Source organism: Enterobacter sp. SES19 (assembly GCF_011765665.1).
Taxonomy (GTDB): domain Bacteria; phylum Pseudomonadota; class Gammaproteobacteria; order Enterobacterales; family Enterobacteriaceae; genus Enterobacter; species Enterobacter pseudoroggenkampii.
The window spans coordinates 4,224,549-4,240,342 of the sequence record NZ_CP050320.1; the positions used below are offsets into that span (position 1 = coordinate 4,224,549).

Sequence of the window (15,794 nt, forward strand, 5' to 3'; positions counted from 1 at the left end):
CCCCGGAGCAAGCTCCAGGGTTTGAGGTACAGACAAACGCGTCAACAGCAGTAACTTACTTATCGCCCAACTGTTCTGACATGGTGTTGCCCGGGTTTGACGTACGCGGTTCATCAACCGGACGCGGCGCACGCGGGGTGCCATTGTTGTCAGAATTATTGGAAGCGCCTGGGTCTTCCCAGCCTGCTGGCGGACGCACTTCACGGCGCGCCATCAGGTCGTCAATCTGCGGTGCATCGATGGTCTCATACTTCATGAGCGCATCTTTCATCGAATGCAGGATGTCCATATTGTCGTTCAGGATCTGGCGAGCACGTGCATAGTTACGCTCTACCAGAGATTTTACTTCCTGGTCGATGATACGTGCCGTCTCATCGGACATATGTTTCGCTTTCGCCACAGAACGGCCCAGGAAGACTTCACCCTCTTCCTCTGCATACAGCAGCGGACCGAGTTTGTCGGAGAAGCCCCACTGCGTCACCATGTTACGCGCCAGGTTTGTCGCGACTTTGATGTCGTTGGACGCACCGGTAGAAACATGTTCCACACCGTAGATAATCTCTTCTGCCAGGCGACCACCGTAGAGGGTAGAAATCTGACTTTCCAGTTTCTGACGGCTGGCGCTGATCGCGTCGCCTTCAGGCAGGAAGAAGGTCACACCCAGCGCACGACCGCGCGGAATAATCGTCACTTTATGCACCGGATCGTGTTCCGGCACGAGGCGACCGATAATCGCGTGACCCGCTTCGTGGTATGCCGTGGACTCTTTCTGCGCTTCCGTCATCACCATGGAGCGACGTTCCGCACCCATCATGATTTTGTCTTTCGCTTTCTCAAACTCGACCATCGATACGACACGCTTGTTACCGCGAGCGGCAAACAGAGCTGCTTCGTTGACCAGGTTAGCCAGGTCCGCACCGGAGAAGCCAGGAGTACCGCGCGCAATGATTGCCGCGTCGATATCTGGTGCCAGCGGTACGCGACGCATGTGAACTTTCAGAATCTGTTCACGACCGCGAACGTCCGGCAGACCCACAACAACCTGACGGTCGAAACGGCCTGGACGCAGCAGCGCAGGGTCAAGTACGTCCGGACGGTTAGTCGCCGCGATAACGATGATACCTTCGTTACCTTCGAAGCCGTCCATCTCAACCAGCATCTGGTTCAGCGTCTGTTCACGTTCATCATGACCACCGCCCAGACCTGCGCCACGCTGGCGGCCTACGGCGTCGATTTCATCGATGAAGATAATGCACGGTGCTGCCTTCTTGGCCTGCTCGAACATGTCACGCACACGAGATGCACCGACACCCACGAACATTTCAACGAAGTCAGAACCTGAAATAGTAAAGAACGGCACCTTCGCTTCGCCCGCGATGGCTTTCGCCAGCAGGGTTTTACCGGTACCCGGAGGGCCAACCATCAGCACGCCTTTCGGGATCTTACCGCCCAGCTTCTGGAAACGGCTCGGTTCACGCAGGTATTCAACCAGTTCGCCGACCTCTTCTTTCGCTTCGTCACACCCGGCAACGTCTGCAAAAGTGGTCTTGATCTGATCTTCCGTTAACATACGCGCCTTGCTCTTACCGAACGACATGGCACCTTTGCCACCGCCGCCCTGCATCTGGCGCATAAAGAAGATCCAGACGCCGATAAGAAGCAGCATCGGGAACCAGGAAATGAAGATAGAAGCCAGCAGGCTTGGTTCTTCTGGCGGCTCGCCAACTACCTTGACGTTTTTGGTCAGAAGGTTATCAAGCAGCTTAGGATCGTTCACCGGGATGTAAGTCGTGTAACGGTTACTATCTTTCTTGGTAACGTTGATCTCACGTCCGTTGATACGCGCTTCGCGAACCTGGTCCTGATTGACCTCCTGCAGGAAGGTAGAATAATCCACCTTGCGGCCATTCGACTCGCTGGGCCCAAAGCTCTGGAATACTGACATCAGCACAACGGCAATGACCAGCCAGAGTATTAGGTTTTTCGCCATGTCACTCAAGGGATTAACCTCATATTACAACTGTGTTAAAAACAGCGTCAGGATACTCTATATCCAGTTTCATTCAAACTTTCGTCTGAAATCTCCCGGTTATCATTTTCGCCCGGTCGCTACAATATACACTTCACGGGAACGGGCCCGGGAAGAGTCCGGCTTACGAACTTTTACCTTCGCAAACAGGGAGCGAATTTCCTTAAGATACTCCTCGAAACCTTCGCCCTGAAACACCTTCACAACAAAACTACCACCAGGCGCTAGTACATCACGACACATTTCTAACGCTAGCTCCACCAGATACATGGCGCGGGGGATATCCACCGCCGGTGTTCCGCACATATTTGGTGCCATATCTGACATGACAACCTGGACCTTACTGTCACCTACACGATCAAGTAACGCTTTCAGCACTAATTCATCACGAAAGTCGCCCTGAAGGAAGTCGACACCGACGATGGGATCCATTGGTAAAAGATCGCACGCGATGATTCGGCCCGTTCCGCCGATCTGCGTGACCGCATACTGGGACCATCCGCCAGGTGCCGCGCCGAGGTCAACAACCGTCATCCCCGGCTTAAAAAGTTTGTCACTTTGCTGTATTTCATCAAGTTTAAACCAGGCACGGGAACGCAACCCCTTTTTCTGTGCCTGTTGAACATATTTATCGCTAAAGTGTTCCTGGAGCCAGCGGCTGGAGCTGGCAGAACGCTTTTTACCTGTCATTTAACATTTCCGTCCTGGTTCATCGTTGCTTGCCTGTGACGTAAATTTCTACGCAGCTATTTGGCGATATAAGGGAGATGGCGGTAGAATGAACCGTTTTCAATCCCAACGTAAGCAAAAATATACGATGAATCTGAGTACTAAACAAAAACAGCACCTTAAAGGTCTGGCACATCCGCTCAAGCCTGTAGTGATGCTTGGCAACAATGGTTTGACCGAAGGGGTGCTTGCCGAGATTGAACAAGCGCTGGAACACCACGAGCTGATCAAGGTGAAAATCGCCTCTGAAGACAGAGACACTAAAAACCTGATCGTGGAAGCCATCGTGCGCGAAACCGGCGCCTGTAATGTACAGGTCATCGGTAAAACGCTGGTGCTCTACCGCCCGTCTAAAGAGCGTAAAATCTCGCTGCCACGTTAAGGATATCCTGAATTAAACACATTTTCTGTGTGAAACGAGGGATTTCTGTCAGCAGGCGAGCAAAATGCCATGCTCCTTGAGTTGATAAAAGGCCGCTACGCGGCCTTTTTCTTTTCTTTACAATGTATCAACATCTTAGTAGAGAAGCGAATTACAGGTATTCAACCTTAATAATTTCGTATTCTACTTCACCGCCAGGGGTGCGGATGGTGACAACATCGTCCTGCTCTTTGCCAATCAGGCCGCGAGCAATCGGCGAGTTCACCGAAATCAGGTTCTGTTTGAAATCAGCTTCATCATCACCCACGATGCGATAGGTCTGCTCTTCGTCGTTGTCCAGGTTCAGCACGGTCACGGTAGAACCAAAGATCACACGCCCGTTGTTAGGCATTTTGGTGATGTCGATAACCTGTGCATTGGACAGTTTTGCTTCGATATCTTTAATACGCCCTTCACAGAAGCCCTGCTGCTCACGCGCGGCGTGGTATTCAGCATTCTCTTTCAGGTCGCCATGCTCGCGCGCATCCGCGATAGCGGCGATGATTTCAGGACGACGCACGGATTTCAGGAAATCCAGCTCTTCGCGCAGTTTTTCGGCACCACGTAAGGTCATCGGAATAGCTTGCATTTGTTATACCTCTTAAACATTCCTGTTGGGAGCAGTGTTCCCTGCTCCTGCCCCCCTAAGCGGGCAAGAAGCAAAAAGAAAACCGACCCGGGTGCAATGCCCCAGGTCAGCAGCAATTTTTCAATTTGATATGCATTTTACCGCGAAGTTCACTATGGGTCATCGTTTACTTTGCAGTGCCATGCACCGTAGTATGACGGTTTGTTTTCGGGTTGTTAGCGCGAGATTATGCGATTTTCCAGATTTATCATCGGATTGACTACCAGTATAACGTTCACCGCCCAGGCCGCGAATGTTGATGAGTACATTAATCAGCTCCCCGCAGGCGCGAACCTTGCCCTGATGGTGCAGAAGGTTGGCGCACAGGCTCCCGAGATTGACTATCACAGTCAACAGATGGCGCTGCCTGCCAGTACCCAAAAGGTGATCACCGCCCTCGCCGCCCTGCTCCAGCTCGGGCCTGACTTCCGTTTTACGACCACTCTTGAAACCAAAGGTAACGTTGAGGGTGGCGAACTGAAAGGCGATCTTATCGCCCGTTTTGGCGGCGATCCGACCTTTAAGCGCCAGGATATCCGCAATATGGTTGCGGTGCTGAAAAAATCTGGCGTGCAGAAAATTGATGGCAATGTGCTGATCGACACGTCCATCTTTGCCAGCCACGATAAAGCCCCAGGCTGGCCGTGGAACGACATGACCCAGTGCTTTAGCGCCCCGCCCGCCGCCGCGATTGTCGACCGTAACTGCTTTTCGGTTTCGCTTTACAGCGCGCCAAAGCCGGATGATTTAGCGTTTATCCGCATAGCGTCCTACTACCCGGTCACGATGTTTAGCCAGGTCCGCACGCTGGCGAAAGGCTCCCCGGATGCGCAATATTGTGAGCTGGACGTCGTGCCAGGCGATCTTAACCGCTTCACGCTGACCGGCTGCCTGACCCAGCGCGCCGATCCGCTGCCGCTGGCCTTTGCGATACAGGATGGTGCAAGCTATGCGGGCGCCATCCTGAAAGATGAACTGAAACAAGCGGGAATAACCTACTCGGGCACGCTGCTTCGTCAGACGCAGGTCAACCAGCCCGGTACGGTCATCGCCAGCAAACAGTCTCCACCGCTGCACGATTTATTGCGAATTATGCTGAAAAAGTCGGACAACATGATTGCCGATACGGTGTTTCGCATGATTGGTCACGCCCGTTTCGGCGTGCCGGGAACCTGGCGCGCGGGTTCAGACGCGGTTCGGCAGATCCTGCGCCAGCAGGCGGGGATCGATCTGGGTAATACCATCGCTGTCGATGGCTCCGGACTATCGCGCCATAATTTGATCTCTCCGGCCACGATGATGCAGGTGCTTCAGTACATTGCACAGCATGACACTGAGCTAAACTTTATTTCAATGCTGCCGCTGGCCGGGCATGACGGTTCACTGCAGTACCGCGCCGGGCTTCACGCTGCCGGTGTGGATGGCAAAGTATCCGCTAAAACAGGCTCACTGCAGGGGGTTTACAACCTTGCAGGCTTCATCACTACCGCCAGCGGACAACGCATGGCATTCGTGCAGTATCTTTCCGGCTATGCCGTCGAACCGACCGACCAGCGCAATCGTCGTATTCCGCTTGTTCGCTTCGAAAGCAGGCTTTATAAGGACATCTACCAGAATAACTAGCGATGAAACTACTTATAGTTGAAGACGATCTGTTATTGCAGGAAGGGCTGGCGCTGGGGCTGGCCAATGAAGGGTATGCCCTCGACTGTGCCGGCACCGCAGCGGAGGCGGACGCCCTGATTCAGAGCGGCGAATACAGTCTGGTGATCCTCGATTTGGGCTTGCCTGATAAAGACGGCGCTACGCTGCTCAGCCAGTGGCGACGCCGCGGTATCGCCAACCCGGTGTTGATCCTGACGGCACGCGATGCCATTGAAGACCGTATCACCGGTCTCGATGCAGGCGCAGATGATTACCTGGTGAAGCCTTTTGCGCTTGCGGAGCTGCAGGCTCGGGTGCGAGCGTTGATTCGCCGCTATCAGGGACATAGTGATAACTTACTGACCGACGGCGATATTACGCTGAATCTGCAAACCCAGCAGGTACTGCGCCAGGATCAGGCGGTCGAGGTAACACCAAAAGAGTTCGCCTTGCTTACGCGTCTGATCATGCGCAGCGGGCAAACGGTGCACAGAGAAACGCTCCAGCAGGATATCTACTCCTGGCAGGACGATCCGGGGTCAAATACCCTTGAAGTCCACATTCACAACCTGCGTCGTAAGCTCGGCAAGGACAGAATCAAAACCGTCCGTGGCGTTGGCTATCGCCTGGAGAGCCAGAAATGAACAGCATGCGTCGGCGTTTGATGGTGCTGCTGGCGGTCATTCTGTTATTTTTCCAGCTGATAAGCGTCATCTGGCTGTGGCATGAAAGCCGTGAGCAGATTAGTTTCCTGGTCAGTGAAACGCTGTCAGCAAAAGCGCGTAATAACCATGTCGAGAAAGAGATCCGCGAGGCGATTGCCTCGCTGCTGGTCCCTTCTCTGGTGATGGTCGGTTTTACCCTGCTCTTCTCCTTCTGGGCGGTCACCTGGATCACCCGGCCCCTGAATAAACTGCGTGTCAGCCTGGCTAACCGTTCGGCGGATAACTTAACCCCGCTTCCTATGTATTCCGATATGGAAGAGATCGGCGCGGTGACGACCTCCCTGAACCAGCTCCTCGCCCGGCTGGACAATACCATTCAACAGGAGCGTCTCTTCACTGCAGACGCCGCGCACGAGCTTCGAACGCCTCTTGCCGGTATCCGGCTCCATCTGGAGCTGATGTCGCAGTCTGGTGCGCCACAGGCGGCAACGCTGATTAGCCGTATCGATCAGCTCATGCATACCGTCGAACAGCTGCTGATGCTGGCCCGGGCCGGACAGGCAATGGCGAGCGGCCACTACGAAACCGTAAGCTGGACGGAAAATATCATTGAACCTCTCGGCCTGGGTCATGAAGCCAAAGAGCATACGATAATTTGGCCCGCTAAAAGCGCGCTCACGGTTCAGGGAGACGCCGTGCTCCTGCGCCTGATGCTGCGCAACCTGCTGGAAAATGCAGGACGCTACAGCCCGGCAGGGACAACGATTACAGTGACGTTAACCGAGGTCGACGGGGGGACGCAGATCAGCGTTATCGATCAGGGCCCAGGGATTGATGAAGCGCACCGGCAGTCCATTACCGAGCCATTCCGCCGTCTTGACCAGCGCTACGGCGGCAGCGGTCTGGGGCTGAGCATCGTGCAGCGCATCGTCCAGCTTCACCACGGCAGGCTCACGCTTGAGAATGGCGCTGAAGGCGGTTTAATCGCCAGCTGCTGGCTGCCTGCGACGCTGGAATAAAAAAAGCCCCCATAATGGGGGCTTTGGACAGATATTAGTGCTTGTAGATGAACTCGACGCCTTCTTCGTCGTCTTCATCCCAGTCATCGTCCCAGTCTTCATCGTCTTCTTCCGCTTCCAGCTCTTCGAGCTGCTGGCGGTGGTAGTCATCCCACATGAATTCGACTTTTTCAGGCTGTTTGGCTTCTTCCGCCTGAACGATTGGGTTCTCAATGATGAAGGTCATCACATCCCAGCACAGATCTTTCACGCCAACCTGGCTTGCCGCAGAGATCAGGTAGTATTTATCTTCCCAACCCATCGCTTCAGCAATGGCTTTCGCTTTTGCTTCCGCTTCGGCTTTGTCCATCAGGTCGATCTTGTTGAAGACCAGCCAGCGTGGTTTATTCGCCAGTTTTTCGCTGTATTTTTCCAGCTCACCGATGATGATGCGGGCGTTTTCAACCGGATCGGAACCATCGATAGGATCGATATCAATGAGGTGCAGCAGTACGCGGCAACGCTCAAGGTGTTTCAGGAAGCGAATACCCAGACCCGCGCCTTCCGCAGCGCCTTCAATCAGACCCGGAATATCGGCAACCACAAAGCTCTTCTCGTTATCCATGCGGACAACGCCCAGGCTTGGTACCAGCGTGGTAAACGGATAGTCCGCCACTTTCGGTTTCGCCGCAGAGACGGCACGAATGAACGTTGATTTACCGGCGTTTGGCATACCCAGCATGCCCACGTCAGCCAGAAGCATCAGCTCCAGCTGCAGGTCGCGCTTATCGCCCGGGGTACCCATCGTTTTCTGACGCGGCGTACGGTTAACGGAAGATTTGAAACGGCTGTTACCCAGACCGTGCCAGCCGCCTTTCGCTACCATCAGGCGCTGACCGTGTTTGGTCATGTCACCCATGGTTTCACCGGTTCCCTGGTCAATCACACGCGTACCGACCGGAACCTTAATGGTGACGTCTTTACCGCGTTTCCCGGTACAGTCACGGCTCTGGCCGTTCTGGCCACGTTCAGCGCGGAAGGATTTTTCGAAACGGTAGTCGATCAGCGTGTTGAGGTTCTCATCCGCCTCCAGCCACACGTCACCACCATCCCCACCGTCGCCGCCATCAGGACCGCCACGAGGGATATACTTTTCACGGCGGAAGCTCACGCAACCGTTGCCGCCATCACCAGCCACGACCAGGATCGTCGCTTCATCAACAAACTTCATTTTACTCTCCGTAACTCATTCGCCTGAGCGGGGGACTACTACAACCGCTTCATTTTTGCGCCAACGTCCCCAAAGACGATGACCAATGGCGGAATACATCGCGCCCGCAACCACGACAAACGCACCGAGATAACCCAACAGGTTGAGCATCGGTCTGACGAAGACATCGGGCCAGGCCATTGATAACAAATCTGAAAATAACAGCGTAAACAGCGGGGTAAGCGTGATCAACGCGCTCACCTGTGCTGCCTGCCAGCGCGCCATCGCTTCGGCCAGCGCGCCATAACCGACCAGCGTGTTCAGCCCACAAAAAATGAGGCACGCCAGTTGCCAGTCGCTAAGCTGAGTAATCACACCCGGCTTCGCTAATGGCAGCAATGCTATTGTACACAAAGTGTACAGCAAAAAGAGGATCTGCTGTGAGGCAAGTCGACGCAATAACACCTTTTGCGCGACGCCATAGCTCACCCAGACCGTTGCTGCCCCCACACCGAAAATGACACCCCATGTGTAATCCGTCAGGCGGGTAAAAATCTCGATCAGACTGGTGTTGAAGAACATCACCAGACCGCACAGCAGCATGCTCGCCCCGATAATCTGCGTACCGCGCATCTTCTCCTTGAGGATAAAGACGCTGGCGACCATCATGCCCACCGGTGAAAGCTGACCAATCACCTGCGACGCCGTGGGGCTGAGATATTGCAGGGAAGAGCTGAACAGGATGAAGTTACCGAACAGACCGCCCGTCGCGATAGCCAGCAGCACCAGCCAGCGCGGTTTACGGAAGAGCCGCAAGGGTGGAAGCTTACCTTTGACGGCCAGAATCGCCCCGAGGCCGATGCTGGCCATCAGAAAGCGATAAAAGACCACCGTAGGCGGCTCCATCACTTCCAGCACCTGCTTCATTGCAATTGGCAACGCACCCCAGCACATTGCGGTGGTGAGCGCCAAAAGAATTCCTATGCCGGCCTGCTGCTTCATGCCCGTTTTCCCTACAGAAAAAATTACCGGGTTTCCAATGTAAAAAGCCCCGCAACAGGGTGCGGGGCTTTAATCCGTTACCGGACCGAGAAAACCTTACTCAGCAACGATGCTGATGTATTTACGGTTGTTCGGGCCTTTAACTTCAAATTTCACTTTACCGTCTGCTTTAGCAAACAGAGTGTGGTCACGACCGCAACCTACGTTGTTGCCAGCGTGGAATTTGGTACCACGTTGACGAACGATGATGCTACCCGCCAGAACGGATTCGCCACCGAAACGCTTAACGCCCAGGCGTTTAGCTTCTGAATCGCGACCGTTACGTGTGGAGCCGCCAGCCTTTTTATGTGCCATTTAAATCTCTCCTCAGGTCTTAGGCGCTGATGCCAGTAATTTTCACATCAGTGAACCACTGACGGTGGCCCTGCTGCTTACGGTAGTGCTTACGACGACGAAACTTAACGATTTTAACTTTCTCGCCACGACCGTGTGCAACAACTTCAGCTTTGATAACGCCGCCATCAACGAAAGGAACGCCGATTTTGACTTCTTCACCGTTTGCGATCATCAGAACTTCTGCGAACTCAACAGATTCGCCAGTTGCGATGTCCAGCTTTTCCAGGCGAACGGTCTGACCTTCGCTTACTCGGTGTTGTTTACCACCACTTTGGAAAACCGCGTACATATAAACTCCGCTTCCGCGCACATCCTCGTATGATTCAGAGTGCGCTATAAATATTCACAATAGGGCGCGAATATTACGCAAAACGCGAGCCTTTGACAAGTGCTACCGTCAATACATGAAGAAAAAAAACACAACACGTACGGTAACGTTTATCTGAGCCGTTTTTTCAGTACAATCAGCACTACTATTGATAAACCGAAACCCTTCGTTACCCCATTGAAGATGGGATCAACAGGATAAAAAGCCCGGCTTTTGCGATGAATTTAGAAAAAATCAACGAGTTAACCGCGCAAGATATGGCGGGTGTGAATGCAGCAATCCTGGAGCAACTCAACTCTGACGTCCAGCTGATCAATCAGTTGGGCTATTACATTGTCAGCGGCGGTGGTAAACGCATTCGTCCGATGATCGCCATTCTGGCTGCCAGAGCCGTTGGTTATCAGGGAAATGCCCACATCACTATCGCAGCGCTCATCGAATTTATCCACACGGCGACGCTTCTGCACGACGATGTGGTGGATGAATCGGATATGCGTCGTGGCAAAGCCACGGCTAACGCCGCGTTCGGGAACGCAGCCAGCGTACTGGTGGGGGACTTTATCTACACCCGCGCCTTCCAGATGATGACCAGTCTGGGCTCCCTGAAAGTGCTGGAAGTGATGTCCGAAGCCGTAAACGTCATTGCTGAAGGCGAAGTGCTGCAGCTGATGAACGTCAACGACCCGGACATCACCGAAGAAAACTACATGCGCGTGATCTACAGCAAAACCGCGCGCCTGTTTGAAGCGGCGGCCCAGTGTTCCGGCATTCTGGCTGGCTGTACCGAAGCACAGGAAAAAGGCCTGCAGGACTATGGTCGCTATCTGGGTACGGCATTCCAGCTGATTGATGATTTGCTGGACTACAGTGCGGACGGCGAGACGCTCGGCAAAAACGTGGGAGATGACCTGAACGAAGGCAAACCGACCCTGCCGCTGCTTCATGCCATGCGTAACGGAACAGCCGAACAGGCGAAAATGATCCGTGAAGCGATTGAGCAGGGAAATGGCCGCCATCTTCTGGAACCTGTGCTGGAAACCATGGCTATCTGCGGATCGCTGGAATGGACGCGGCAGCGTGCGGAAGAAGAAGCCGACAAAGCCATCGAAGCTCTCCAGGTCATTCCCGACAGCCTTTGGCGCGAGGCATTGATAGGTCTTGCCCACATCGCCGTTCAGCGCGACCGTTAACCCTCCTTGTTTCTCCCCGCGACCATGGCGGGGGGATTCCAGAAAAATCCTGTAAATTACGTATTCCTGTAAATCCATCGGTTTAGAGACCGCATGAATAAAGCCATGTCTTATTCTGAATATCCCTTCAAGTAACGCGAACTTTTTAGAACAAAAGCTTGAAATGGGTATATTAACCCCGTCGTTTCAGAAGAAACGGCGTAGGTGAATCCGAACTTAAGGACGGTGTTATGGATACGAAATTTATCGACTGGCACACGGCTGATATTATTGCCGCACTGCGCAAAAGAGGCACTTCACTGGCAGCAGAGTCCCGCCGCCATGGACTGAGTTCTTCAACTCTGGCAAACGCCCTCACCCGCCCCTGGCCCAAGGGAGAATTAATCATCGCGACGGCGCTGGATACGCATCCGTGGGTGATTTGGCCTTCGCGCTACCACGATCCCATCACCCATGAATTTATCGACAGAACGCGCATGATTCGCCAAAGAAAGGCAAAAAGAGAACCGCAGAAGTAATGCGTTTTTGACAGGAACAGCAACCCCCCGGTCATTGCTGGCAGGGGGCTGCCGGAACGATTACTCGCCCTTCACACGCTCGATATTGGCACCCAGCGCGCGCAGTTTATCTTCGATACGCTCATAACCACGATCGATGTGATAAATACGATCCACGATCGTTGTGCCTTCCGCGATACAACCCGCCAGCACCAGGCTTGCAGACGCACGCAGATCGGTTGCCATCACCTGAGCACCTGACAGTTTCTCAACGCCATGGCAAATCACGGTATTACTTTCGATCTCAGCATGCGCACCCATACGGATCAGCTCCGGTACATGCATAAAGCGGTTTTCGAAAATGGTTTCTGTGATGAAGCCAGTACCTTCGGCGACCAGGTTCAACAGGGTGAACTGCGCCTGCATGTCCGTTGGGAACGCCGGATGCGGTGCCGTCCGCACATTGACCGCTTTTGGACGCTGGCCGTGCATATCAAGGCTGATCCAGTCTTCACCGATTTCGATATCCGCACCCGCATCGCGCAGTTTCGCCAGCACCGCATCCAGGGTATCGGGCTGCGCGTTGCGACAAACAATCTTACCGCCAGAGATCGCGGCAGCGACCAGGAAGGTACCGGTTTCGATACGGTCCGGCAGAACGCGATAAACACCACCGCCCAGACGCTCAACGCCTTCGATGGTGATACGGTCGGTACCCTGACCGGTGATCTTCGCACCCAGCGCCACGAGGAAGTTGGCGGTATCCACAATTTCCGGTTCGCGCGCGGCGTTTTCGATGATAGTGGTCCCTTCTGCCAGCGTCGCCGCAGACATAATGGTCACCGTTGCGCCCACGCTCACTTTGTCCATGACAATGTGCGCGCCTTTCAGACGACCATTGACGGACGCTTTAACGTAGCCTTCTTCCAGCTTGATCTCTGCGCCCAGTTTTTCCAGACCAAAGATGTGCAGGTCAACCGGACGCGCACCGATAGCGCAGCCGCCCGGCAGAGAGACCTGCCCCTGACCAAAACGCGCCACCAGTGGGCCAAGCGCCCAGATGGATGCACGCATGGTTTTCACCAGATCGTAAGGGGCAGAGAAGTTGTTCACCTTGCTGGCGTCGATCCAGACGGAACCGTTACGCTCGACTTTCGTGCCCAACTGGGTGAGCAGCTTCATGGTGGTATCGATATCTTTCAGCTTCGGTACGTTCTGAATTTCTACCGGCTCTTCCGCGAGCAGCGCAGCAAAGAGGATTGGCAGCGCGGCGTTTTTCGCGCCAGAAATTGTGACTTCGCCCTGGAGACGCGTTGGCCCCTGTACACGAAATTTATCCATTGTGTGCTCTCTTATAAATTCAACCGTGCTGCGGGCCTGTCGCCCTCAGCTCAAAAACCGTTTAGTTTGCGATCGCGTGCCCACTCTTGCGGGGTGAACGCTTTAATCGACAGGGCGTGGATGCGGTTATCCGCAATATATTCCATCAGCGGCGCGTACACAGCCTGCTGTTTCTTCACACGGCTCATACCGTCGAACATCTCACCCACAGCAATAACCTGGAAGTGACTGCCATCGCCAGTGACGTGGGCTTCCTGAAGGGAGAGTGCATTCATCAGCACTGTCTGGATTTCATGATTTTCCATGGGTTCTTAATCATCTGATAGTGAAAACAAGCCCAACATCTTAGAGCAAAGTGGCGTCGTCTTAAACAAGCAAAAAGCCCCGACGATGAAACTGTCAGGGCTTTCGGAAGTAACGCACTGAAAATATTAACGAGGCAATACGTCCTGAGGCAGATTGTAGAGCTGCGCCAGGGTAACGACATTATCGCTCGCGCCGCGAAGCGTGACGCTCGCCCCCTGCTTTTTCCCTACCGCAACCAGATGGGCAAGCAGCGCAACGCCTGCCGTATCGACCCGTGTGATGTCGGTTAAGTCGATAAGCGTCACGCCCTGCATAGCCTCATGGCGTTTATCCCATAAGGGGTTCAGCAGATCCTGATCCAGCTCACCGGACAGCTTTAATGTCTCGCCTTCACGCGACCAGCTGAGTTGCTGTGACATTACTTCTTCTCGTCCAGCGTGATTTTCTGACGAGCAATGGACTGCAGCTGCGCGGTCAGGCCATCAATCCCCTTGGTGCGCAGCAGGTCACTCCACTCGTTCTGTTTGGTGGTGATCATGCTTACGCCTTCGGCGATCATGTCATACGCCTGCCAGTGGCCGGTCTGGCTGTTTTTACGCCACTGGAAATCCAGACGAACCGGCGGACGGCCGTTAGGATCGTTGATCGTTACGCGGATAGGCACGATGGTCGCATCACCCAGCGGCTGCTCAGGCGCAATCTGATAGGTCTGACCGTGGTACATCGCCAGCGCCTGGCCATAAGCCTGTTTCAGGTATTCACGGAACGCGGCAAAGTAGGCCTCACGCTGCGCAGGGGTCGCGTCTTTGTAATAACGTCCCAGCACCAGCGCACCCGCATATTTGATCTGCACATACGGCAGCAGTTCCTGGTCAACGACATCACGCAGATAATCAGGATTAGCACGAATTTTAGGCTGTTCGTTTGTAAGGCGGTCGAAGGTCTTCTTCGCGGCCTCGTCCATCAGTTTGTACGGGTTACTCTGATCCGCAGCGTGGGCAGCGGTAAGAGGGGCGATGACCAGCATGGCAACCATTAACAGTCGTTTAAACATGAATGACTTCTCCTGAAATTAATTCGCAGCACCAGGTGCCGGTGCGGCGTCGGTATGCTCTTCGCTCTGCGCAGGGGATGCATCGGATTTTTTCTCATCCCCTTTGCTGTTGTAAAGGAACTGACCAATCATATCCTCCAGAACCATCGCGGATTTCGTATCCTGAATGACGCTACCGTCTTTAAGGATAGTCGTTCCCAGCTCGGGGTCTTCAAAACCGACGTTAAGCGCCAGATATTGTTCACCCAGCAGGCCGGAAGTACGGATAGAAAGGGAACTGGTGTCCGGGATATGGTTATAACGCTCTTCGATATCCATCGCGACGCGTGGCAGATAGGTTTTCTCATCGAGCGTAATGTCCGTTACGCGTCCGATCACCACGCCGCCAATACGGACCGGTGAACGCGCCTTCAGCCCGCCGATGTTATCGAAGGTGGCATAGATGCGATACGTCGGCTCGGTGCGCACAGACGTAATATCCGCCGCTCTCAGGCAGATGAACAGCGCGGCCAGCAGCGCCAGAAGCAGGAATACACCGACCCAAATTTCATTTTTTCTCGTTTGCATGAACTCAATTCCCAAACATCAGTGCGGTGAGCACAAAATCCAGACCCAGTACGGCCAGCGACGAATGTACGACGGTACGTGTAGTTGCACGGCTAATGCCCGCCGACGTCGGGATGGCATCGTAACCATTGAACAATGCAATCCACGTGACCGTAATGGCAAATACCACGCTTTTAATCAGGCAGTTAACCAGATCCATTCGCAGGTCAATGGCGTCCTGCATCGCGGACCAGAAGAAACCGGCGTCAATGCCTTTCCAGTGCACGCCAACCAGCGAACCGCCCCAGATACCCACGGCGACAAACAGAATAGTCAGTAACGGTAAAGAGATCACCCCAGCCCAGAAACGCGGCGAGATCACGCGACGTAGCGGATCGACCGCCATCATCTCCATGCTGGAGAGCTGCTCGGTCGCACGCATCAGGCCAATTTCTGCCGTTAATGCTGACCCCGCACGCCCGGCGAACAACAGCGCCGCCACAACCGGCCCCAGTTCTCGCAGCAGCGAGAGCGCCACCAGCATCCCGAGGCTGGTTTCCGCACTGTAGGTTGTCAGAACAAGATAGCCCTGTAGCCCAAGCACCATACCGATAAAAAGACCGGAGACAATGATGATGAGCATCGACAGCACGCCGACATTATAAAGCTGCCGCACCAGCAGCGGTGCGTGCTTACGGAATTCCGGCTTGCCGACCAGCGCGTTGAATAACATCAATCCGGCACGCCCGAACGTCCTGATGGTTTTTATGCCACGGTGTCCGAGAGCGGCCAACGCATTTAACAGCATGA

19 protein-coding genes are annotated in these 15,794 nt (G+C 54.2%); 6 read left to right on the forward strand and 13 right to left on the reverse strand.

The window, feature by feature from the left end; translation table 11 throughout:
• Positions 1-55: 55 nt before the first annotated feature.
• Both ftsH and rlmE read right to left on the reverse strand, forming a co-directional pair.
• Positions 56-1,990, reverse strand: coding sequence for an ATP-dependent zinc metalloprotease FtsH (gene ftsH / locus GXP72_RS20155; RefSeq protein WP_208763294.1), 1,935 nt, complete (start codon positions 1,988-1,990; stop codon positions 56-58).
• Between the two features lie 102 nt (positions 1,991-2,092).
• Positions 2,093-2,719, reverse strand: a complete 627-nt coding sequence (rlmE, locus tag GXP72_RS20160) for a 23S rRNA (uridine(2552)-2'-O)-methyltransferase RlmE (protein WP_003861812.1) — start codon at positions 2,717-2,719, stop codon at positions 2,093-2,095.
• A 127-nt stretch (positions 2,720-2,846) separates the two neighbouring features.
• On the opposite strand from rlmE, the gene yhbY reads away from it, so the two are divergent.
• The gene (gene yhbY / locus GXP72_RS20165) at positions 2,847-3,140 is read left to right on the forward strand and encodes a ribosome assembly RNA-binding protein YhbY (protein WP_003861814.1); all 294 of its coding nucleotides are present in this window, start codon (positions 2,847-2,849) and stop codon (positions 3,138-3,140) included.
• Between the two features lie 151 nt (positions 3,141-3,291).
• On the opposite strand, the gene greA is transcribed toward yhbY, so the two are convergent.
• Entirely contained in the window at positions 3,292-3,768 is a 477-nt protein-coding gene (greA, locus tag GXP72_RS20170) for a transcription elongation factor GreA (RefSeq protein WP_014171793.1), read from the reverse strand.
• Positions 3,769-3,996: 228 nt separating this feature from the next.
• Here greA and dacB point away from each other — a divergent pair, with 228 nt between their 5' ends.
• Genes dacB through pmrB form a run of 3 tightly spaced genes read left to right on the forward strand, consistent with a single transcriptional unit; the run spans position 3,997 to position 7,135 of the window.
• Entirely contained in the window at positions 3,997-5,430 is a 1,434-nt protein-coding gene (dacB, locus tag GXP72_RS20175; RefSeq protein WP_032650378.1) for a serine-type D-Ala-D-Ala carboxypeptidase, read from the forward strand.
• 2 nt (positions 5,431-5,432) lie between these two features.
• Entirely contained in the window at positions 5,433-6,095 is a 663-nt protein-coding gene (gene pmrA, locus GXP72_RS20180) for a two-component system response regulator PmrA (protein ID WP_024906362.1), read from the forward strand.
• Positions 6,092-7,135 (forward strand): two-component system sensor histidine kinase PmrB, encoded by a 1,044-nt coding sequence (pmrB, locus tag GXP72_RS20185; RefSeq protein ID WP_208763295.1) that lies wholly within the window; start codon positions 6,092-6,094, stop codon positions 7,133-7,135. Before pmrA ends, pmrB begins: the two co-directional genes overlap by 4 nt.
• A gap of 34 nt (positions 7,136-7,169) precedes the next feature.
• Here pmrB and cgtA read toward each other — a convergent pair whose 3' ends face one another.
• From cgtA to rplU, 4 genes are all read right to left on the reverse strand, one after another.
• Positions 7,170-8,345, reverse strand: coding sequence for an Obg family GTPase CgtA (cgtA, locus tag GXP72_RS20190; protein WP_023333597.1), 1,176 nt, complete (start codon positions 8,343-8,345; stop codon positions 7,170-7,172).
• A gap of 15 nt (positions 8,346-8,360) precedes the next feature.
• On the reverse strand, positions 8,361-9,326 hold the full coding sequence (locus tag GXP72_RS20195) for a DMT family transporter (RefSeq protein WP_014833443.1): 966 nt from the start codon (positions 9,324-9,326) through the stop codon (positions 8,361-8,363).
• Between the two features lie 96 nt (positions 9,327-9,422).
• Entirely contained in the window at positions 9,423-9,680 is a 258-nt protein-coding gene (gene rpmA, locus GXP72_RS20200) for a 50S ribosomal protein L27 (protein WP_004385076.1), read from the reverse strand.
• Positions 9,681-9,699: 19 nt separating this feature from the next.
• A complete protein-coding gene (gene rplU / locus GXP72_RS20205; protein ID WP_003025032.1) occupies positions 9,700-10,011 on the reverse strand; it encodes a 50S ribosomal protein L21 in 312 nt (103 codons plus the stop codon).
• 257 nt (positions 10,012-10,268) lie between these two features.
• Here rplU and ispB point away from each other — a divergent pair, with 257 nt between their 5' ends.
• Together ispB and sfsB are read left to right on the forward strand one after the other, a co-directional pair.
• Positions 10,269-11,240, forward strand: coding sequence for an octaprenyl diphosphate synthase (gene ispB, locus GXP72_RS20210; protein WP_208763296.1), 972 nt, complete (start codon positions 10,269-10,271; stop codon positions 11,238-11,240).
• Positions 11,241-11,470: 230 nt separating this feature from the next.
• Positions 11,471-11,758, forward strand: a complete 288-nt coding sequence (sfsB, locus tag GXP72_RS20215) for a DNA-binding transcriptional regulator SfsB (RefSeq protein WP_024906359.1) — start codon at positions 11,471-11,473, stop codon at positions 11,756-11,758.
• Between the two features lie 60 nt (positions 11,759-11,818).
• Here the strand turns inward: sfsB and murA are convergent, their stop codons facing one another.
• From murA to mlaE, 6 genes are all read right to left on the reverse strand, one after another.
• A complete protein-coding gene (murA, locus tag GXP72_RS20220; protein ID WP_024906358.1) occupies positions 11,819-13,078 on the reverse strand; it encodes a UDP-N-acetylglucosamine 1-carboxyvinyltransferase in 1,260 nt (419 codons plus the stop codon).
• Between the two features lie 50 nt (positions 13,079-13,128).
• A complete protein-coding gene (ibaG, locus tag GXP72_RS20225; RefSeq protein ID WP_008501458.1) occupies positions 13,129-13,383 on the reverse strand; it encodes a BolA family iron metabolism protein IbaG in 255 nt (84 codons plus the stop codon).
• 126 nt (positions 13,384-13,509) lie between these two features.
• The gene (mlaB, locus tag GXP72_RS20230; protein ID WP_024906357.1) at positions 13,510-13,803 is read right to left on the reverse strand and encodes a lipid asymmetry maintenance protein MlaB; all 294 of its coding nucleotides are present in this window, start codon (positions 13,801-13,803) and stop codon (positions 13,510-13,512) included.
• Positions 13,803-14,438, reverse strand: a complete 636-nt coding sequence (mlaC, locus tag GXP72_RS20235; RefSeq protein ID WP_024906356.1) for a phospholipid-binding protein MlaC — start codon at positions 14,436-14,438, stop codon at positions 13,803-13,805. The genes mlaB and mlaC overlap by 1 nt, the downstream gene beginning before the upstream one ends.
• 18 nt (positions 14,439-14,456) lie before the next feature.
• A complete protein-coding gene (gene mlaD / locus GXP72_RS20240; protein ID WP_208763297.1) occupies positions 14,457-15,005 on the reverse strand; it encodes an outer membrane lipid asymmetry maintenance protein MlaD in 549 nt (182 codons plus the stop codon).
• 4 nt (positions 15,006-15,009) lie between these two features.
• Complete coding sequence (gene mlaE, locus GXP72_RS20245; RefSeq protein ID WP_010436044.1) at positions 15,010-15,792, reverse strand: lipid asymmetry maintenance ABC transporter permease subunit MlaE; 783 nt, start codon at positions 15,790-15,792, stop codon at positions 15,010-15,012.
• Positions 15,793-15,794 lie beyond the last annotated feature (2 nt).